A 19,160-nucleotide genomic window follows, 5' to 3' on the forward strand; every position below is an offset into this window, starting at 1 on the left:
GGGGCGGGGGGGGGGGGGGGGGGGCGGGGGCGGGGGGGGGGGGGGGGGGGGGGGGGCCGGGGGGGGGGGGGCGGGGGGGGGGGGCGGGGGGGCCCCCGCGGCGTCTCCCCCCCCGCCCCCGCCTCCCCCACCCGCTGGACGGCCTCCAGCGCCGCCGTCACTCCCCGGGCGAGGGCCGGGCCGGTCAGCGGGCCGGCGCCGACGGCCGCCGCCAGCTCCTGGAGCACCAGGCCGAACAGCGGCCCGCTCGTCCCGCCGACCTCGTCCAGGAACGCGCCCGCCGCCGCGCCCAGCGGTACCGCCGCGGCCTGGCGCCCCGGCGGCAGCCGGTCCAGCGCGGCCAGGGCGCACCGCACGCCGGTGAGCAGGTTGACGCCGAAGTCGCCGTCCCCGGCGGCCTGGTCGAGCCGGGTGAGCTCCTCCTCGGTGACCGCGACGGTCTCGGCGAACCGTCGCATCCAGCCCGCCGTGAAGACGCCGTCGAAGGCCTTCGTGCCCGTCATCTCCTGACCTCCTGGTGACCGGGGGCCGGCGCCGATTGCGCGACCGGCCAGGCCGCCGTGTACGCGGGGGCGTCGAGCAGCGCGAGCGTCTGTTCGTCGGCGGCGAGCAGGGTGATCGAGAACCCCCGCATGTCGAGGGCGGTGACGTAGTCGCCGACCAGGCTGCGCGCCAGGCGGCGCCCGCCGGCGTCCAGGACGGCGGCCAGTTCGTACAGGACCGCGTACAGCTCCAGGCCGGTGGTCGCGCCCAGCCCGTTGACCAGCGCGACGAGGGGGGCGCGGGCCGGGCGCAGCGCCTCCAGCAGGCGTAGCGCCATCCGGCCCACCAGGACGGCCAGCGGTTCGCACTCCAGGGAGAGTTCGGCCCGTTCGCCGTGGATGCCGACGCCGAACTCGACCGTCCGGTCCGACACCTCGAAGGCCGGCCGGCCGGTGGCCGGGGAGGTGTGTGCGGCGCCGGCCACCGCGATGCTGCGGCAGCGCCCGGCCAACTCGGCTCCCAGCAAGGAGAGTTCCGCCAGTCCGAGCCCGAGGTCGGCGGCCGCTCCGAGGATCTTCTGCACCAGGACGGTGGCCGCCGTCCCGCGCCGGCCGGCGGCGACGGACTCGGACTCGGAGGCGAGGTCGTCGTCCACCAGGACCCTGGCGCACGGTATGCCCTGGCGGTGCAGCCGTTCGGCCGCGATGCCGAAGTTGATCCGGTCGCCGGTGTAGTTCTTCACGATGTGCAGGACGCCGTCCTCGCCGGCGACCGCGCGCGAGGCCTCGAAGATCTGCCGGTTGTGCGGTGAGGCGAAGATCCGGCCCGGGCAGGCGGCGTCGAGCATGCCCCGGCCGACGAATCCGACGTGCAGGGGCTCGTGCCCGGAGCCGCCGCCGGAGAGCAGTCCGACCCGGCGCCCGGGGGCCCGGTCACGGGCGCGGACGAATCCGAGGTCGGGGTCGTGGACGACGAGCGATGGGTGGGCCCGGGCGAATCCGGCGAGTGCGCTCGCCACCAGGGCGTCCTGATCGGTTTCGAGGTAAGGGGCCACGTCCGGCTCCGCTCGGTAGGGCGGCCGCGCTGCGCGCGATCGCCGATCACGTTCACCCATGCTTGGGCAGGCGCCCGCGCGCGGCAACCCGCAGACGGAAGTGCGCGAGGGCCCGGGACGGCCGCCCGGCGGGCGGTTCGGGGCCTTCGGGGCGCCGGCGCTTCGCAGGGGCGCGGCACCCACTCGGGTGATGTCGCGCCCGCCGGTCCGGCGGGCCCGGGCCCGGGTTTCCCCCCGCTTCCGTACGGTCTCCCGGTGTCCGGGCCGTAATCCGTTCCCGGAGTTCCGGTGGCGGCCGGATGGTATCCGGAGTTTTGACATTCCGCTTAAAGTCATACAGTCTTCTCGGCATGTCTGACCGTCACCCGATCGAGTGCGCCGCCATCGAGCTGGCGCTGATCGGCGTGGCCGCGCACTGCGTTTCCGACAATCTCTGTCGCTGAATCCTCCTGTCCCGACGCGTAGCGGTGATCGCCGCCCCGGGACGTCGCCCCTCCCTGCGGGCGCGGTGCCGCTCACTCTCCTCACGGCCTCACTGTCGCCCGCCTTCCTCCGTACACCATCGGTAGCGAAAGGCCCCCTTTCCGATGTCTCGAACCACCTTCACCCCCCGCCGCCTCGCCGCGGCGACCGTCACCGTCGCCCTGGCCGTCGGAGTCGCGGCGTGCGGACCGAAGGGCGACGGCGGTGGAAGCACCGGCAAGGACGCCGCACCGCAGCAGGGCGGCACCCTCACCGTCCTCAACCAGAACCCGCAGGACCAGTTCGACCCCGCACGGCTCTACACCTCCGGCGGCGGCAACGTGCCCTCCCTGGTCTTCCGCACCCTCACCACCCGCAACCGGGCCGACGGCGCGGCCGGCACCAAGGTCGTCCCCGACCTCGCCACCGACACCGGCACCCCCTCGGAGGGCGCGACGGTGTGGACGTACCACCTCAAGGACGGCCTGAAGTACGAGGACGGCTCGGCGATCACCACCGCCGATATCAAGTACGGCATCGAAAGGTCATTCGCCCTCGAACTCTCCGGCGGGGCGCCATTCCTGAGGGACTGGCTGGTCGGCGCCGCCGACTACCAGGGCCCGTACAAGGACGGCCGCGCTCTGGACGCGATCGAGACCCCGGACGAGAAGACCATCACCTTCCGCCTCAACAAGCCCGAGGGCGACTTCCCGTACCTGGCCACCCAGACGCAGTTCGCCCCCGTCCCGAAGGCCAAGGACACCGGGACGAAGTACCAGGAGCACCCCGTCTCCTCCGGCCCCTACCAGGTCGTCAAGAACGAGAACGACGGCGCGCACCTCGTCCTCAAGCGCAACCCCAACTGGTCCGCGGCCAACGACGACCAGCGCAAGGCGTACCCGGACACCGTCGACGTGCAGTCCGGGCTCGACCCGGCGGTGATCAACCAGCGGCTCTCCGCCGGCACCGGCGCCGACGCGGCCGCCGTCACCACCGACACCAACCTCGGCCCCTCCGAGCTCGCCCAGGTGAAGGACGACAAGGCCCTCGCCGCCCGCGTCGGCACCGGCCACTTCGGCTACGTCAACTACCTGGCGTTCAACCCCAAGGTCAAGCCCTTCGACAACCCCAAGGTCCGGCAGGCCGTCGCCTACGCGCTCAACCGCACCTCGGTCGTCAACGCCGCCGGCGGCTCCTCGCTCGCCGAGGCCGCCACCACCTACCTGCCCACCCAGGAGACCTTCGGGTACACGCCCTACGACCCGTTCCCGGCCGGCGCCACCGGCAACGCGGAGAAGGCCAAGGAGCTGCTGAAGGAGGCCGGCTACCCGGACGGCCTGACCATCACGCTGACCCACTCCACCGAATCGGGCAAGGGCTACGGCCCGAACCTGGCCACCGCCGTCCAGGACGGCCTGAAGGCGGCCGGGATCACCGTCCAGCTCGACGCCCTGGACTCCACCAGGTACTCCAAGACGATCCACACCGTCAGCACCGAACCCGGCCTCTTCCTCTCCGGCTGGGGCGCCGACTGGCCCTCCGGCGGCCCCTTCCTCGCGCCGATCTTCGACGGCCGGCAGATCGTCACCGACGGCTACAACTTCAACTCCGCGCAGCTGGACGACCCGTCGGTGAACGACGAGATCGACCAGATCAACAAGATCACCGACCACGCCGAGGCCGCCAAGCGCTGGGGCGCCCTGGACAAGCGGATCGGCGACCAGGCCCTCACCGTCCCGCTGTTCCACCCCGTCTACAAGCGCCTGTCGGGCAAGGACGTCCGCAACATCGTCATCAGCGACTGGACCGGCGTGCTCGACATCTCCCAGGTCGCGGTCAAGTAGCGGGCGGGATCGGACGGATCGGTCAGACAACCATGGCTCCACAGGAACCCCAGGCCGGGGAGGCCCTCGCGGCCTCCCCGGCCGCCGGGGGCCGGACGGTGTGGCGGCGGCTGCTCGCGCGGCGCGCCGTCCTCGCCGCCGGCCTCGTCATCGCCCTGCTCGCCCTGATAGCGGCAGCGGCACCGCTGCTCAGCGCGATCGAGGGCCAGGACCCCACCAGCTACCACAACGACCTGCTCGACTCGGCGGCCGGCGGAGTGCCCACCGGCTCCTTCGGCGGCGTCAGCGCCGAGCACTGGCTCGGCGTCGAACCCGGCACCGGGCGCGACGTGTTCGCCCGACTGGTCCACGGCGCCCGGATCTCGCTGCTCGTCGCCGTCGGCGCCACCCTCGTCCAGGTCACCATCGGCGTCCTGCTCGGCCTCGCCGCGGGCCTCGGCAGCCGGCTGCTCGACCAGCTGATCGGCAACACCACCGAGGTGATGCTCGCGCTGCCCTCGCTGGTCTTCGCCATCTCGCTGATGGCGGTCGTGCCCTCCGACTTCCCCCGCCCGCTCCTGCTGACCCTGGTCATCGGGCTGCTCGGCTGGGCCGGCACCGCCCGGCTGGTCCGGGCGCAGACGCTCAGCCTCCGCCAGCTCGACTACGTGGCCGCGGCCCGGCTCGCCGGCGCCACCCGCTGGCGGATCGCCCGCCGGGAGCTGCTGCCGTCCCTGGCCGCGCCCGTCATCACCTACGCCGCGGTGCTGCTGCCGTCCAACGTGATCGCCGAGGCCGGGCTGTCCTTCCTCGGCGTGGGCGTCAAGCCGCCGACCTCGTCGTGGGGCCAGATGCTCTCCGGCGCGACCACCTGGTTCCGCGCCGACCCGATGTACGTGCTGCTCCCGTCCGCGCTGCTGTTCGCCACGGTGCTCGCCTTCACCGTGCTCGGCGACGCCGTCCGCACCGAGCTCGACCCCCGCGCGGCCTCCCGGCTGCGGGTCGGAACGGCGCGCGGCGCCGGCTCGTCGGGCAGCGGCTCGTCAGGCTCCGCATCGTCGGGCAGCGGCTCGTCGGACTCCGCCCGCCCCGGCCCGTCGGCCGCCGCCGCCGAGGAGGCCACCGCATGACCCGCTTCCTGTTCCGCAGGGCCATCGGCATGGTCGGCGTCCTGCTCGCCATCTCGCTGATCGTCTACGCGGTCTTCTACATCGCCCCCGGCGACCCCGCCCAGCTGGCCTGCGGCGAGAAGTGCAGCCCCGCCCAGGTCCTCCAGGTGCGCGAACGGCTCGGCCTCGACGCACCGGTCTACCTCCAGTACGCCCACTTCCTCCAGGGCGTCGTGGCCGGCCGCGACTTCAGCGCCGGAACGGGCCTGCTGCACTGCCCGGCGCCGTGCCTGGGCGTCTCCTACCGCAGCGGCGAGCAGGTCACCGACATGATCGCCGCCCGGCTCCCGGTGACGGCCTCGCTGGCACTCGGCGCGATGGTGCTCTGGCTGGCCCTCGGGGTCGGCACCGGACTGCTCTCCGCGCTGCGCCGGGGCCGGCTCAGCGAGCGGCTGCTGACCGCGCTGACGCTGGCCGGCAACTCCATCCCGGTCTTCGTCATCGGCCTGGTGCTGCTCATCGTCCTGTGCGCCCAGCTCCAGTGGCTGCCGTTCCCGAGCTACGTACCGCTCACCGAGGACCCGCAGCAGTGGTTCTGGGGCCTGCTGCTGCCCTGGGTCTCGCTCGCGCTCATCGAGTCCGCCAAGTACGCCCGGCTGACCCGCTCGTCCATGCTGGAGACCCTCGCCGACGACCACATCCGGACCTTCCGGGCGTACGGCGTCAGCGAGCGGCGCCTGGTGACCAGGCACGCGCTGCGCGGCGCGCTCACCCCGGTGATCGCGCTCACCGCCATGGACCTCGGGACGATGTTCGGGTCCGCCGTGCTGACGGAGTCACTGTTCGGGCTCCCGGGGCTCGGCAAGCTGCTGGTCAGCTCGGTCAGCCTGATCGACCTGCCGACCGTCGTCGGCCTCACCCTCGTCACCGGGTTCGCCGTGGTCCTCGCCAACGTCGTCGCGGACGTGCTCTACGCGGTGACCGATCGAAGGGTGGTCCTGACGTGAGCGCCGAACCCCTGGTTTCCCCCCTGGTCGACGTCCGGGATCTGGTCGTCGACTTCCCGGTCGGCGACGGGCACGTACGCGCCGTCGACGGCGTGGGCTTCACCCTGGAGGCCGGGCAGGCGCTCGGCATCGTCGGCGAGTCCGGGTCCGGCAAGAGCACCGTCGCCTACGGACTGCTCGGCCTGCACCGCGGCACCGGCGCCCGGGTCGGCGGCTCCGTCCGGGTCGCCGGCGTCGACGCCGTCACCGCCGAGGGCGACGAACTGCGGCGGCTGCGCGGCGGGTTGGCGGCCATGGTGTTCCAAGACCCGCTCTCCGCCCTCGACCCGTACTACGCGGTGGGCGACCAGATCGCCGAGGTCGTACGCGTCCACCGGGCCGTCTCCCGCCGGGCCGCCAGGGCCCGGGCCGTCGAGGTGCTCGGCCGCGTCGGCATCCCCGATCCGGCGCGTCGCTCGCGGTCGCGTCCGCACGAGTTCAGCGGCGGCATGCGCCAGCGGGTGCTGATCGCGATGGCGCTGGCCTGCGAGCCGCGGCTGCTGGTCGCCGACGAGCCCACGACCGCGCTGGACGTCACCGTCCAGGCCCAGATCCTCGACCTGCTGCACGAGTTGCGGGCCGAGACCGGGGCCGGGCTGGTCCTGGTCACCCACGACCTGGGGGTGGTCGCCGGGAGCGTCGACCGGGTGCTGGTGATGAAGGACGGCCGGGCGGTGGAACACGGCCCGGTCACCGAGGTGCTGGGCGCGCCGCGCGAGCCGTACACCCGCGCGCTGCTGTCGGCGGTGCCCCGGGTCGACGCTCCGGGCGCTCCTGGCGCTCCGGGCGCTGCACACACCGGGCCTGCCGGGCCTGCCGGAGGCGCCGCCGCCGACGGAGCCGCCGGGCGCACCGACGGCGACGTCCTGCTCGAAGCCACCGACCTGCGCCGGGAGTTCGCCACCCGCGGCGGCCTCACCCGGCGCGCGGCCCCCGTGGCCGCCGTGGACGGCGTCTCGCTCACCGTGCGCGCGGGCGAGACGCTGGGCATCGTCGGCGAGTCCGGCTCCGGCAAGACCACGCTCGGGCGGACGCTGGTCCGGCTGCTGGAGCCGACCGGCGGCCGGCTCCACTACCGCGGCCGGGACATCGGAGCGCTCGGGGAGAAGGAACTGCGCCCGCTCCGGCGGGAGTTGCAGATGGTCTTCCAGGACCCGGTGTCCTCGCTCAACCCGCGCCGCAGCATCGGGGAGTCCATCGCCGACCCGCTGCGCATCGCCGGTGAGAGCGACGAGCGCCGCATCCGCGCCCGGGTCGGCGAGCTCCTCGAACGCGTGGGCCTCGACGCCGACTGGTACCACCGCTACCCGCACGAGTTCTCCGGCGGACAGCGCCAGCGGGTCGGCATCGCGCGGGCGCTCGCGCCGCAGCCGCGACTGATCGTCTGCGACGAGCCGGTCTCGGCACTGGACGTCACCACCCAGGCCCAGGTGGTCGCGTTGCTGGGCGAGTTGCAGCGCGACCTCGGCCTCGCGCTGGTCTTCATCGCCCACGACCTGGCCGTGGTCCGACAGGTGAGCGACCGGGTCGCGGTGATGCGGGCCGGGCGGATCGTCGAGCAGGGCGACGCCGACGCCGTGTACGACTCCCCCCAGCACGCGTACACCAAGGGCCTGCTGGCGGCCGTGCCGGTGCTGGACCCCGTCGAGGCGACCGCCCGGCGCACCGCCCGGCTGGCATCCGCCGGGGCCTGACCGGCTCCCTGACCGGGGCCCGCACCTCACCGGTGCGGGCCCCGGCCGGAGTGCTCAGCTCAGGCAGCCGACGTGCGCCAGGGCCCGCTTGAGCAGCGCCCCCTGACCGCCGGGCATGTCCTGCTGCACCAGCGGGGAGGCGGCCTCCTGCGGGCTGAACCAGACCAGGTCGAGCGCGTCCTGGCGCGGCCGGCAGTCGCCGACCACCGGCACGACGTACGCCAGCGACACCGCGTGCTGGCGCGGGTCGTGGAACTCGGTGATCCCCAGGGTCGGGAAGTACTCGGCGACCGTGAACGGTTGCAGCGAAGCGGGGATCCGGGGCAGCGCCACCGGGCCGAGGTCCTTCTCCAGGTGCCGCAGCAGGGCGTCGCGGATCCGCTCGTGGTGCAGCACCCGGCCGGAGACCAGCGTGCGGCTGACCGTCCCGTCCGGTCCGATCCGCAGCAGGAGACCGACCTGGGTGACCTCGCCGGCGTCGTCGACGCGGACCGGCACGGCCTCGACGTACAGGATCGGCATCTTGGCGCGGGTGGTCTCCAGCTCCTCGGGGGCGAGCCAGCCTGGCGTGGTTTCCGTCATGTCAGCCATTCGCCGATCGTACGTTCCCGGGCCCCGTCCGCGCCGGGCGCCCCGCCCGTCACACCGTCGAGCGCCGGCCCGCCGCGCCGACCCGCCGCACCGCTCTGCCGCACCGCTCTGCCGCACCGCTCTGCCCGGAGGCCCCACCAGAGCGCCCGGAACCGCGCTCGACGGGCACTTGAGGAATCCGGCCCCCGCCCCTCGGCCCAACTAGGGTGCGACGCGTCCGCCCCACCATTCCGTCGACCCGAACAAGCAGCCGAATGACGCCCACCCGAGCGGACGCTCCGCGCCCGAGAGGAGAACCGCCATGCACCTCAAGGTCCTCGGCCCCCTCACCGCCGACCTCAACGGCATCTCCGTCGTCCCCACCGCCGCCAAGCAGCGCCAGATCCTGGCCCTCCTCGCGCTCTACCCGAACCGCATCCTGCCCACCGCCACCCTGATCGAGGAGATCTGGGGCGACGACCCGCCCAGACAGGCGCTCACCACCATGCAGACGTACATCCTGCAACTGCGCCGCCGGATCACCCACGGCCTCGGGCCGACCCCGCACATCACCGCCAAGGACATCCTGACCACCCGGCACGGCGGCTACCAGCTCACCACCCACCCGGACAACCTCGACGTCCACACCTACAGCCTGCTCACCACCCAGGGGCAGCACGCCTTCAACCACGGCCACGACCACCAGGCCGCCACCCACTTCCGGCAGGCCCTCGCCCTCTGGCACGGCCCGGCCCTGGTCGACGTGCGGCCCGGACCGATTCTCGCCATCGAGATCATGCGCCTGGAGGAGAGCCGCCTGATCACCCTGGAACGCCGCATCGACACCGACCTGCGGCTCGGCCGGCACAACGAGCTCATCCCCGAACTCACCCACCTCACCCACCAGCACCCGCACCACGAGGGCCTGCACGCCCAGGCCATGGTCGCGCTCTACCGGGCCGGCCGGCAGACCACCGCCCTCGCCACCTACCACCACCTGCGGCACCGCCTCACCACCGAGCTCGGCATCCAGCCCTCCCCGCACCTGCAACACGTGCACCACGCGATCCTCACCCTCGACCCCGCCCTCAACACCCCGACCACGGCCCACCCGACCACCTACAACCTCTACCCGGCCTGAGCTCCCGCCCCGACCACCCCACCGACCCCCGACCATCGACCACCCACCACCGGCCCGAGCTCCCAGCCCGCCCTCACCCCCAGGACCCGCCATGACCACCGCACCCGAGCAACCCCTCGCCCTGATCACCGGCGGCACCCGCGGGATCGGCCTCGCCATCGCCCGCGAGCTCGGCAGCCGCGGCCACCGCCTCTTCATCTGCGCCCGCACCGGCCCGCACATCACCGAGGCGCTGGCCACCCTGCGCGGCGAGGGCCACCAGGCCGACGGCACCACCTGCGACGTACGCGACCCCACCCAGGTCAGCGCGCTGATCCGGCACGTGGTGGCCGAGCACGGTCCGATCACCGTGCTGGTCAACAACGCCGGCCGCACCGGCGGCGGGCCGATCGCCACCACCACGGACGACCTCTGGTACGACGTCATCGACACCAACCTCAACGCCGTCTTCCTCGTCACCCGGGAGACCCTCAAACACGGCCACCTCACCGGCACCGCACACCCGCGGATCATCAACATCGCCTCCACCGCCGGGAAGCAGGCCGTCACCCTCGGCGCCCCGTACACCGCGAGCAAGCACGCCGTGATCGGCTTCACCCGGGCACTCGCCAAGGAACTGGCCCCGACCGGCACCACCGTCAACGCCATCTGCCCGGGCTACGTGAACACCCCGCACACCACCCGGATCCACCACGAGTACGCCACCGCCTACAACACCACCCCCGAGACCATCCACCAGCACTTCCAGACGCACATCCCGCTCGGCCGCTACACCACCCCGGAGGAGGTCGCCTCGCTGGCCGGCTACCTCACCTCCCCGACCGCCGCCAGCATCACCGCCCAGGCACTGAACGTCTGCGGCGGCCTCGCCACCCAGTAACCCCGGCGCAACCCTGGCCGGCCCACGGGAAGGAACCGGGCTCCGGTGCCCGCTGATCAGCGATGACGAACCGTCACTTCTCCAGCGCACCCGTCACCCTGCTGGTGGCCGGCGCCCCGTCGCCCGAGCCCTGCCTGCCCGCCGCCCGCCCGCCGAGACGGCTCGACACCGGCGCGGTCAACGCCGCGCTGGCCCGCACCGCCACCCGCCGGTGGCGACCGCCACAGCCGCGCGGGGCCGGCCGGCCCCCGGAGTTCCTGCTGGTCGAACTGCAGCAGACGTACGAGGCCGACGTGCTGCGCGCCGCCCTGCGCGCCGTCGACGCGGCCGGTCCCGCGCCCCAGGACCGGGCGGACGCGCTCTGGGAGCGCACGGTGGACGGCCCCGACGGACTCGACCGGGTCCTGGCCGACCTCGGACGCGCCCTCGCCGCCGGAGCGCGGCTGCGCGCCGTCCTGGTCGAGGACCGCCGGGACGGCCTCCGGCGCCTGTTCGTCGGCATCGCCGCCGCACCGTCCGCGCGCGCCGCCGAACTCGTGGAACGGCTGCGGGAGGCACTGGCGCACCCGCCGGAGCCCGTCACGGTGCCGACCAGCGCGCTGCAACGGGAGATGCTGCGCCAGGTCATCGGGCGCGCCGACCACGGCGGGCGACACGTCGAACAGCTGTCCTGGAACTGGCACGGGCCGCTGGACACCGACCGGTTCACCGCCGCCTGGCAGTCCGTGTTCGACCACGAGACGGTGCTGCGCGCCGCCTTCGACTGGGACGACACCGCCGGCGACCCCTGGATGGTGCTGCACGAACGCGCCGTCCCCGACGTCACCCGGCACCCGCACGGCGCGATCGGCTGGGACGACCTCCTGGAAGCCGACCGGCACCGCGGCTTCGACCTGCGCCGACCCGCTCTGCTGCGCGCCACCCTGCTCGACTCCGGGCCGCAGGACCAGGACGACGGGCCGGTCACCCGGGTCCTGCTCACCTACCACCACGCGATGCTCGACGGCTGGAGCGTGCGGCTGCTCCTCCAGGCCTTCTACCGCGCCTACCTGACCGGCGGCGTCCTGCCCGGCGGCGAGCGCCGCCCCGACGTCCGCGACCACGCCCACTGGCTCGACGCCCAGGAAAGCGACGCCGCCCGGCAGTTCTGGGCCACCCGGACCGCCGCCAGCGCCGTCCTCCCGCTCGCCCCCGACCCGGCCCGGCACGGCAGCGGACGCGCCCGGCGCCGGCTCACCCCGTACGAGGCGGTCCGGCTGCGCGGCTGGGCGGCCACCTGGGGGGCGGGCGAGAGCAGCGCCCTCCAGGCCGCCTGGGCGCTGCTGCTCTACCGCGCGGCACAGTCCCACGAGCAGCGCCCACCGGCCCGGGCGGTACGGGTCGGCTTCGCCGTGACGGTCTCCGGGCGGGGCATCCCGCTGGACGGCATCGACCGACTGCCCGGCGCGCTGCGCAACCCGCTGCCGATCTCCGTCCGGGTCCACCCGAGCACGACGGTGCCGCAACTGCTCGCCGCCCTGCGCGACGACGTGCTCGACCTCGCCGCCTACGAGTGGATCTCGCCCGGACAGGCCCACCGCTGGAGCGCCACCCCGCGCGGGCAGCGGCCGCACAGCCTGGTCGTCCTGGAACACCAGCCGACCGCCCCGCACCACCTGCGGCTGGAGACCGACCTGGCCGCGCACGGCATCCACGTGGAGAACCCCGTGCCGACCGGCACCTTCACCTCGTACCCGATCACCCTCGCCGCCCACTACGACGCCACCGGCGGACTCGTCCTCACCACCACCCACGACCGCGCCCTGCTGGCCGACCGGGACGCCGTCGAACTCCTCAGCCAGAGCGCCCACCTGCTGCGCACCTTCCCCGACCTGCCGAGCGGCCTCAGCACCTCCGAAGTGCTGCGCTCCACCCTCGCCGGACACCCGGCGCCCCGACCCGGCGGGCCCGCCGACCACCCGCCGGGCCCGGACGCCCCGGACGCGCCGCCGGACGGCCCGGCCGTCCGGCTGGAGGTGCTGCGCCGGGCCGCCCGCCCAGGCGCGGGCTGGGTACTACTGCTGCCCCCACCCGACGCCCCGCACACCCGCTACCCCGGCACCGCACGCGGCTGGCCGGGCCCGCAGGCCCTCGGCGTGCTCCGCCCGGCCGCCGGCCCGCCGTCACCGGCCGCCTACCGCCCGGTCCTCGCCCCGCTGCTGGAGTCCCCGGCCCCGGTCGCCCTGGTCGCCGCGCACGGCAGCGGCGTCACCGCCTACGAGGTCGCCCGGCTCGGCCCACCGGCCCGCCCCCCGCTGGTCGTCCTGCTCCCCGACGACGCCGCCCCGTCCGACCTGTTCGCCCTGGCCCCCCTCCTCGCCGGCCCGCCCCCGCCGTGACGCGCCGCTGGCGGTCGTACCGTGAGGCATGGCCCGCTTCGTCCTGACCCGCCGTTCGCCCCTGCCCCCGGCCGTCTGCTGGGAGCGGCTGACCGCCTGGCCCCGGCACGGGGACCGGGTGCCGTTCACCCGGGTCACCGTGGTGCGGGGCGGCGGCGGGCGGGCGGGGGACGCCATCCTGGCCCGGACGGCCATCGGGCCGTTCCGGTTCGACGACCCGATGGAGATCGTCGGCCTGACCACCCCCGAGGCCGGGCGCGACGGGCTGTGCCGGCTGGAGAAGCGGGGCCGACTGGTGCTCGGCTGGGCCGAACTGCGCGTGCGGGCCCCCGGCCAGGACACCGGGGAGGCCGCCTGGTCCGAGGTGACCTGGACGGAGGAACTCCGGGTCGCGCGCCTGCCCGCGCTGCTCGACCCGCTCGTGGCCCGCGCCGGGCGCCTGGTCTTCGGCCGGGTGCTGGATCAGCTGCTGGAGCCGGGGGCGGCGGCTACGACCTGACGTCCCACCAGAGCCGGTCCTGCCGGCGGACGTACCCGCACGGGTCGGCGTCGACCGTGACGCGCTCGTGCTCCGCCGGCGTTTGGTGCCGGGCCCGGCCAGTGGCGTCGGGTCTGCCTCCTACGCCGACAGGATCGGCAGCAGCCACGACGCCCGACGACTTCACCAGCATCTGGCCACGATCGCAGCTCGATGAGCCGCCACAGCCCGCGTCCGCTCACGCCAGAAAGAGCATCGCCGCAACTCTGGACATCACCCGGACCAAACAGGAGGACCCCTCACTGTGCGACATGGTCACCAAACTCCGCCGCATGATCATCGCCACCCGATTCATGCCCAGCCGCCCAGTTCAGCCCACAAGTAGGAAATCCACACCACCCAACAAGCCTGGGCCAGCACCAACGCCGCGCAAGACCCAGGCTTCGGTGTAGTCGCTCGGCGCCCGGTTCATAGTGATCCGCCCAATTTCCAGGCGCATTGATCAGGCGCATTGATGAGGTTGCGTCGTCGCAATGCGTCAGCGCCAACCTGGTGCCACGGGTGGCGCTCGTCCGGTCCCTCAGCCGCGTGTCAGCTTGAGATGCGGGCTTCGATGCCGTCGAGGAGGAAGTCGAGGCCGGTCCGGAAGGTCTGATCGGCGTCCAGGTGAGGACCGTCGCGGACGACCGTGGCCAGCGCGGGGAATCGGCCCGTGGCGAAGGTGCGCTCCAGGTACGGCCCGGTCGGCCTGACCTGGCCCTCGACCCCAGGCGTCACCCTCCTGGGCGACGCCGCCCACCTGATGCCCCCGGTAGGGCAGGGCGCCAACATGGCGATGCTCGACGGCGCCCTGCTCGGCCTCGCACTGGCCGCCCACCCGGACGACCACCCCGCCGCCGTCGAGGAGTACGAACGCGAGATGTTCGACCGCACCGGCGCTGTCGGCCGACAGTCCGCGGACATGCAGGAGATGCTGGCGTCGCCGGATGCCAGCCAGAAAATGTTCGCATTCTTCCAACCTGCCTGACTGCAAGCGAATACGACGAGGCAACCCAGAGCTTCGGCGTAGCCGCCTGGCGTCAGGTTCGTGACGGCCCGTGGGGCAGGTGGCTCTGGGATCGGAAGCAGGCACAGCTTCCAAGATCATGGACTTCTCCACGTCCCGTGACCCGAGTGGAAGACCGTGTCTGCCGACGCATCATCGCCGATGCCCCGCCCCACCTGCTCGAACGGCTCGGACTGCGGCCCGATCCGCTGCCGCCGTGCCGCCTTCTGTTCTGCATACGTCAACGCGCCCTGTACAGGGGCACGTTCACCCGGTGCCGATCCGGCGGCCGGTGACGCCGACCGGCTGGACGCGCACCCACAGCGGGCGGGAACCGCCGGCCCACGGGGTGGCGCCCGGGAGGGTCGAGAGCCGCTGCTCCTCGTCCGGAGTGTCGGCGTGATGGGCCTCGCCGAGGATGAGGACGCTCCAGCCACGGCTCCGATGGTCGTCGATGTGGTCCACCTCGAACGAGACGGGTGCGCCGTCCTTCGGGGCGGCGGCGCCTCGGGGAGCTGTACGGTAGGCGATCGTCCTGGCGTCCACCACGTAGTTGACCGGGAGCACGACGGGGGCCGTGGCGCCGGGCAGGCCGATCCGGCCGACACCGTGGGTACCGAGCAACTCCCAGCACTGCGGCTCGGTCAGATGGAGCAGCAGGGGGCGCGGATCGGCGTCGTCCTGCCCCGGTGGGGCGTCGGGGCGCCGGCCCGAGAGCAGCTCCGGCCAGGCCATCCCGAGCACGGCGGCGATCCGGACGAGCCCGGGTGGGTCGAACTCCGGCCCCGATTGCAGGAGTTGCCGCAGATAGGAGGGCGACATGGCGGCCCGGTGGGCGAGCATCCGTTCACTCATGCCGAGTTGGTCGCACCGCTGGACGATCCGGCGGGCGATGTCGCCCGGGTCGGTACGACTGGTCATCATTTCAACTCCTCCGTACATGGGAGGTCACGTCCGGAAGAGCGCGACCTTGAGCGCCCCGGTGTCGGCGGCGTCGGCGAAGACGTCGTAGGCGTCCTGCATCTCGTCGAGGCCGAAGCGGTGGGTGACCAGGCCACCCACGTCCAGGTGCAGGTCGGTGCCGCAGATGGTGACCGCGTCCACCCTCACAACGGCGTCGTCCGGGGCTCGAACGGCCGGGTCGGGAACGTTGCCCCAGGTGCGACGGTCGGGTCCGTGGTAGGTGAGCGCTTTCATGCTGCGGTCACTCCTCTCGGAGGGCGGAGCCGGGCGCTTCCGCTCGTTCTCCCAGCGTTCCCCGCGGTCGTACCCGCCGCCAGGGGTCCGGTGGGGTGCTCCCACTGGGCCGATGGGCCCCCTTGCGCCTGACGCGCCGCAGCCGGCGCGCCTACGCTGGTCAGTGGGCACCGAGGGCGAGCCACGGAGGATCCCTTGAGCAGTGCGTCGGAGAGTCCCGACCCCGTGCCGAAGCTACGGCTGGACGAGCTCCTGGAGGAGCTCCAGGCCCGGTTGGACGCCGCCCGCGGTACCCGCGACCGGGTGCACAGCCTGTTGGAGGCGGTGCTGGCGGTCGGGCGCGACCTGGAGCTGACCGAGGCCCTGCAGCACATCGTGGAGGCGGCGGTCACCCTGGTGGACGCCGAGTACGGCGCGCTCGGTGTGATCGGCGAGGACCAGCGGCTGTCCCAGTTCATCCCGGTCGGGGTCACGGACGACCAGGTCAAGCTGATCGGCTCGCTACCGTCCGGGCACGGCATCCTCGGCGAGCTGATCCGCCGCCCTGAAGCGCTGCGGCTCTCCCGTATCGCGGACCACCCGGCCTCTTACGGTTTTCCGGCCAACCACCCACCGATGCGGTCCTTCCTGGGGGTGCCGATCCGGATCCGGGGCAAGGTGTTCGGCAACCTCTACCTGACCGAGAAGCGTGGCGGCGGCGATTTCGACGCCGAGGACGAGTCGGTGCTCGCCACCCTCGCCGTCGCCGCCGGTGTGGCCATCGACAATGCCCGCCTCTATGCCCGGGCACGCCGGCGGCAACGCTGGTTGGAGGCGAGTGCGGAGGTCACCAGCAGCCTGCTGTCGGGCAGCGGGGAGCAGGAGGTGCTGGACCTGCTGCTCGCCCGGGCCGCCGAGATCGCCGGCGCGGATCTCGCCGTCGTGGCTGTGCCGCGGCCGGATGTCGGGGAGTTGGAGGTGCGGATCGCCATCGGCCTCGGCGACCGGGCACACCGCGGTCTGGTGCTGCCGGTCGAGGGCACGTTCATGGGCGCGGCCTTCCGCACCGGCGGCCTCGTGGTGAGTCCCGATGTCCAGAAGGATCCTCGGATCACCGCCGGACCACCGCGTTGGAGGGGACTGGGCCCGGCGGTGGCGGTGCCGGTCGGCACGGCCGAGCGCGGGATCAGGGGTGTGTTGCTGCTGGCCCGGGCGGCCGGCGCAGCGCTGTTCGACGAAGGCGAGTCCGGGCCGCTGCTGGGCTTCGCCGCCCAGGCCGCGGTCGCGATGGAACTCGCCGAGCGGCGCCGCGACTCCGAGCAGATCGCGTTGTTGCAGGAACGCGACCGAATCGCCCGAGACCTGCATGACCTGGCCATCCAACGCCTCTTCGCCACCGGCATGACCCTCCAGGGCGCCACCCGCTTCATCGAGCACCCCGAGGCGACCGACCGTGTCCTGCGGGCCATCGACGACCTGGACGAGACCGCGAGGACCATCCGGGCCACCATCTTCGGCCTGCGTCTGCGCCAGAGCGGCCCGGCAGCGAGCGGGCTGCGTGCCCGGCTCGTCGACGTCGTCGAACGCGCTGCCCGCGCCCTCGGTTTCGCCCCCGCTCTGAGGATGAGCGGCTTGCTCGACGTCGTCGTCCCCACCGAGATCGCGGACGCCGCCGTCGCGGTCCTGGAGGAGGCCCTGTCCAACGCCGCCCGTCACTCCCGGGCGGGCGCCGTGGAGATCTCGGTGGACGCCGACCAGGAGCTGACGATCGTGGTCACCGACGACGGAGTAGGCCTTCCCGAAAACGGTCGCCGCAGCGGGCTCACCAATCTCGCCGACCGCGCCACCTCGCTGGGCGGCACCTTCACCGCCTGTTCCCGTCCTGAAGGCGGCACCGGTCTGGTGTGGAGAGTGCCCCTCGCGCAGTCCTAAGGCTCCGGGTCCAACACGTCACCGGCCTCCAGCCGAGGCGTCGAGGGCCCCTCAGGGCCGTAGCCGAGGCGGATCAGGATCTGGACGTAGCCAGGACGCCGGTGGGGGTCGCGGGCTTCCCGGCGCAGGTAGGGCCACTCCATGGCCTGGTGCAGCAGGGAGGCTCGGACGCCGTGGACGGTGGCGGCGAGCAGGACGTGTTCCAGGGCGAGGCCGGCTCGCAGCCAGTCCTCGGGGGTGTCGTGCCCGGTTGTCAGGACGGCGATGCACGGCTCGCGTTCGAAGAAGGCGGGGGCCTGGTGCTCGGAGGCGCGGATCGCGGTGAAGTCGCGCATCGGCAGGTGGCCGGCGAGGTCCTGCGGGCCGAGTGCGCCGACCGGGATGCCGTAGGGCGGTGCGTCGCCCGTACGGATCCAGCTGCGGCTCTCGGCGCGCTGGGCCTCGTCGGTGATGTTGCGGCGCTCGGCCTCGGCGGTGAGGTGGAGCAGCCGGGTGGTCTCCGCGAGGTCGGGCAGGTGGAGCATGGCGTCCTCGGACCGGGCGGCGGTGGCCAGTTCGTCGAGGACGGCCGGCGGGACGGGTTCGCCGGTGAACGGCGTACGGATGGAGTGTCGGTGCCAGATCGCCTCGTACAGTCGCTCGGTGCCCGGGACGGGCGCGGCGGACGGGGCGTCCAACCGGACGGCGGCGAGCAGATCCGGCTCGGCCGGATCGGGCAGCAGGCGCACCTCGGGTGCCCAGCCGAGGTGCCGGGCAGCGACCCGCAGGTTGAGGACGGCCGCGCCGACCGAGATGTACAGGGCCCGACCCTGCGGATCGGCGGCGGGGACGGCCCGACTCCGGTCGGCCCGGACCTCCAGGGTCGAGGTGGCCGGCTGGAGGCGGAAGCGCCAGGGCTGGCTGTTGTGGATCGAGGGTGCGGCGACCGCTGCGGAGACGAGCTTCTCCAGTGCGGCGACATCGAGGGCGAGGGTGGTCATGACCGCCTCCGTGGGTGGGCGGGTTCCAACTCCACCGTGCGGCCGGGGCCCGGGGCGGCACTTGGGCCGTTCGGCTCAATCTCCTGGCCCACCCGGGCACCGGAACCTCAGTGCGGACGCTGGTGATGCTGCTCGGGCGGCTCGGCGTGGGCGGCGAGAACAGCGGCCTGGAGGCGGCGCTCGACCCCCAGCTTGGCGAGCAGGCGCGAGACGTGGTTCTTCACGGTCTTCTCGGCCAGGTAGAGCTCCTGGCCGATCTGGCGGTTGGTCTTGCCCTCCCCGACGAGGGCGAGGATCTCTCGTTCGCGGGGCGTGAGCCCGGCGAGGGCCGCGTCGGTCCCGCTCTCCTGGTGGTGGCGCAGGCTCTCCATCAGCTGGTGGGTGGTGGCCGGGTCGAGCATGGACTGGCCCGAGGCCACCGTACGCACCGCGCTGACCAGGTCGGCGCCCTTGACCTGTTTCAGTACGTAGCCGGCCGCTCCAGCCATGATCGCGTCGAGCAGGGCGTCGTCGTCATCGAAGGACGTCAGCATCAGGCAGACCAGGTCGGGCATCCGGTCCCGGAGTTCGCGGCAGACGGTGACGCCGTCGCCGTCCGGGAGCCGTACGTCGAGCACGGCGACGTCCGGGCGCAGCGCCGGCACCCGGGCGAGGGCTTGGGCGCAGCTGCCGGCCTCGCCGACGACTGCGAGGTCCGGCTCGGCCTCCAGGAGGTCGCGGACGCCGCGCCGGACGACCTCGTGGTCGTCGAGTAGGAACACCCGGACGGGCTGGGGCGTGTCCATGGCCTGCTCCCTGGGGTGCGCGGGCGGTGACTCCACCGATTCTGCGCGTCCGCGCCACCTGGCGCACCCGTGTCAGTCACGCGGAACGACAGCGATCGGGCACCAGGCGCGGGCGGCGTCCACG

18 protein-coding genes and 1 pseudogene are annotated in these 19,160 nt (G+C 73.5%); 11 read left to right on the top strand and 8 right to left on the bottom strand.

Going from position 1 to position 19,160, the window contains the following annotated elements:
- The coding region (locus ACFV6I_RS00615; RefSeq protein ID WP_380423132.1) for a DAK2 domain-containing protein at positions 1-503 on the bottom strand (503 nt) is incomplete at its 3' end.
- The gene (locus ACFV6I_RS00620; protein ID WP_063345848.1) at positions 500-1,537 is read right to left on the bottom strand and encodes a dihydroxyacetone kinase subunit DhaK; all 1,038 of its coding nucleotides are present in this window, start codon (positions 1,535-1,537) and stop codon (positions 500-502) included. The genes ACFV6I_RS00620 and ACFV6I_RS00615, both read right to left, overlap by 4 nt.
- Positions 1,538-1,887: 350 nt before the next feature.
- On the opposite strand from ACFV6I_RS00620, the gene ACFV6I_RS00625 reads away from it, so the two are divergent.
- The 5 genes from ACFV6I_RS00625 to ACFV6I_RS00645 all read left to right on the top strand — a co-directional run bounded on the left by ACFV6I_RS00625 (position 1,888) and on the right by ACFV6I_RS00645 (position 7,671).
- The gene (locus tag ACFV6I_RS00625) at positions 1,888-1,980 is read left to right on the top strand and encodes an Ms4533A family Cys-rich leader peptide (RefSeq protein WP_317620150.1); all 93 of its coding nucleotides are present in this window, start codon (positions 1,888-1,890) and stop codon (positions 1,978-1,980) included.
- A 144-nt stretch (positions 1,981-2,124) separates the two neighbouring features.
- A complete protein-coding gene (locus ACFV6I_RS00630) occupies positions 2,125-3,843 on the top strand; it encodes an ABC transporter substrate-binding protein (RefSeq protein ID WP_380423133.1) in 1,719 nt (572 codons plus the stop codon).
- A 32-nt stretch (positions 3,844-3,875) separates the two neighbouring features.
- Complete coding sequence (locus ACFV6I_RS00635) at positions 3,876-4,952, top strand: ABC transporter permease (protein WP_380423134.1); 1,077 nt, start codon at positions 3,876-3,878, stop codon at positions 4,950-4,952.
- Positions 4,949-5,938, top strand: a complete 990-nt coding sequence (locus ACFV6I_RS00640) for an ABC transporter permease (RefSeq protein WP_063345850.1) — start codon at positions 4,949-4,951, stop codon at positions 5,936-5,938. The genes ACFV6I_RS00635 and ACFV6I_RS00640 overlap by 4 nt, the downstream gene beginning before the upstream one ends.
- A gap of 11 nt (positions 5,939-5,949) precedes the next feature.
- Positions 5,950-7,671, top strand: coding sequence for an ABC transporter ATP-binding protein (locus ACFV6I_RS00645; RefSeq protein WP_380423173.1), 1,722 nt, complete (start codon positions 5,950-5,952; stop codon positions 7,669-7,671).
- A gap of 54 nt (positions 7,672-7,725) precedes the next feature.
- Here the strand turns inward: ACFV6I_RS00645 and ACFV6I_RS00650 are convergent, their stop codons facing one another.
- A complete protein-coding gene (locus tag ACFV6I_RS00650; RefSeq protein WP_063345851.1) occupies positions 7,726-8,253 on the bottom strand; it encodes an NUDIX hydrolase family protein in 528 nt (175 codons plus the stop codon).
- A 310-nt stretch (positions 8,254-8,563) separates the two neighbouring features.
- On the opposite strand from ACFV6I_RS00650, the gene ACFV6I_RS00655 reads away from it, so the two are divergent.
- From ACFV6I_RS00655 to ACFV6I_RS00670, 4 genes are all read left to right on the top strand, one after another.
- On the top strand, positions 8,564-9,382 hold the full coding sequence (locus tag ACFV6I_RS00655) for a BTAD domain-containing putative transcriptional regulator (RefSeq protein ID WP_380423135.1): 819 nt from the start codon (positions 8,564-8,566) through the stop codon (positions 9,380-9,382).
- Between the two features lie 91 nt (positions 9,383-9,473).
- Complete coding sequence (locus tag ACFV6I_RS00660; RefSeq protein WP_063345853.1) at positions 9,474-10,262, top strand: SDR family NAD(P)-dependent oxidoreductase; 789 nt, start codon at positions 9,474-9,476, stop codon at positions 10,260-10,262.
- 62 nt (positions 10,263-10,324) lie between these two features.
- A complete protein-coding gene (locus ACFV6I_RS00665; RefSeq protein ID WP_380423136.1) occupies positions 10,325-12,640 on the top strand; it encodes a condensation domain-containing protein in 2,316 nt (771 codons plus the stop codon).
- A 28-nt stretch (positions 12,641-12,668) separates the two neighbouring features.
- Positions 12,669-13,139, top strand: coding sequence for an SRPBCC family protein (locus ACFV6I_RS00670; RefSeq protein ID WP_380423137.1), 471 nt, complete (start codon positions 12,669-12,671; stop codon positions 13,137-13,139).
- 570 nt (positions 13,140-13,709) lie between these two features.
- On the opposite strand, the gene ACFV6I_RS00675 is transcribed toward ACFV6I_RS00670, so the two are convergent.
- Complete coding sequence (locus tag ACFV6I_RS00675; protein WP_063345857.1) at positions 13,710-13,949, bottom strand: TetR/AcrR family transcriptional regulator C-terminal domain-containing protein; 240 nt, start codon at positions 13,947-13,949, stop codon at positions 13,710-13,712.
- On the opposite strand from ACFV6I_RS00675, the pseudogene ACFV6I_RS00680 reads away from it, so the two are divergent.
- Positions 13,858-14,145, top strand: a pseudogene (locus ACFV6I_RS00680) (FAD-dependent oxidoreductase); the annotation flags it as partial. The gene ACFV6I_RS00675 and the pseudogene ACFV6I_RS00680 sit on opposite strands and share 92 nt — an antisense overlap.
- 285 nt (positions 14,146-14,430) lie before the next feature.
- Here ACFV6I_RS00680 and ACFV6I_RS00685 read toward each other — a convergent pair.
- Both ACFV6I_RS00685 and ACFV6I_RS00690 read right to left on the bottom strand, forming a co-directional pair.
- The gene (locus ACFV6I_RS00685) at positions 14,431-15,087 is read right to left on the bottom strand and encodes a helix-turn-helix domain-containing protein (RefSeq protein ID WP_380423138.1); all 657 of its coding nucleotides are present in this window, start codon (positions 15,085-15,087) and stop codon (positions 14,431-14,433) included.
- 24 nt (positions 15,088-15,111) lie between these two features.
- Positions 15,112-15,360, bottom strand: a complete 249-nt coding sequence (locus tag ACFV6I_RS00690) for a hypothetical protein (protein ID WP_380423139.1) — start codon at positions 15,358-15,360, stop codon at positions 15,112-15,114.
- A 225-nt stretch (positions 15,361-15,585) separates the two neighbouring features.
- On the opposite strand from ACFV6I_RS00690, the gene ACFV6I_RS00695 reads away from it, so the two are divergent.
- Positions 15,586-17,271 (top strand): GAF domain-containing sensor histidine kinase, encoded by a 1,686-nt coding sequence (locus tag ACFV6I_RS00695; RefSeq protein ID WP_380423140.1) that lies wholly within the window; start codon positions 15,586-15,588, stop codon positions 17,269-17,271.
- Here ACFV6I_RS00695 and ACFV6I_RS00700 read toward each other — a convergent pair.
- Entirely contained in the window at positions 17,268-18,251 is a 984-nt protein-coding gene (locus ACFV6I_RS00700) for an Acg family FMN-binding oxidoreductase (protein ID WP_380423141.1), read from the bottom strand. The genes ACFV6I_RS00695 and ACFV6I_RS00700 overlap by 4 nt on opposite strands.
- A gap of 107 nt (positions 18,252-18,358) precedes the next feature.
- A complete protein-coding gene (locus ACFV6I_RS00705) occupies positions 18,359-19,036 on the bottom strand; it encodes a response regulator transcription factor (RefSeq protein WP_063345863.1) in 678 nt (225 codons plus the stop codon).
- Positions 19,037-19,160 lie beyond the last annotated feature (124 nt).

This window comes from Kitasatospora sp. NPDC059803 (genome assembly GCF_042732255.1).
In the GTDB taxonomy this organism is placed as follows: domain Bacteria; phylum Actinomycetota; class Actinomycetes; order Streptomycetales; family Streptomycetaceae; genus Kitasatospora.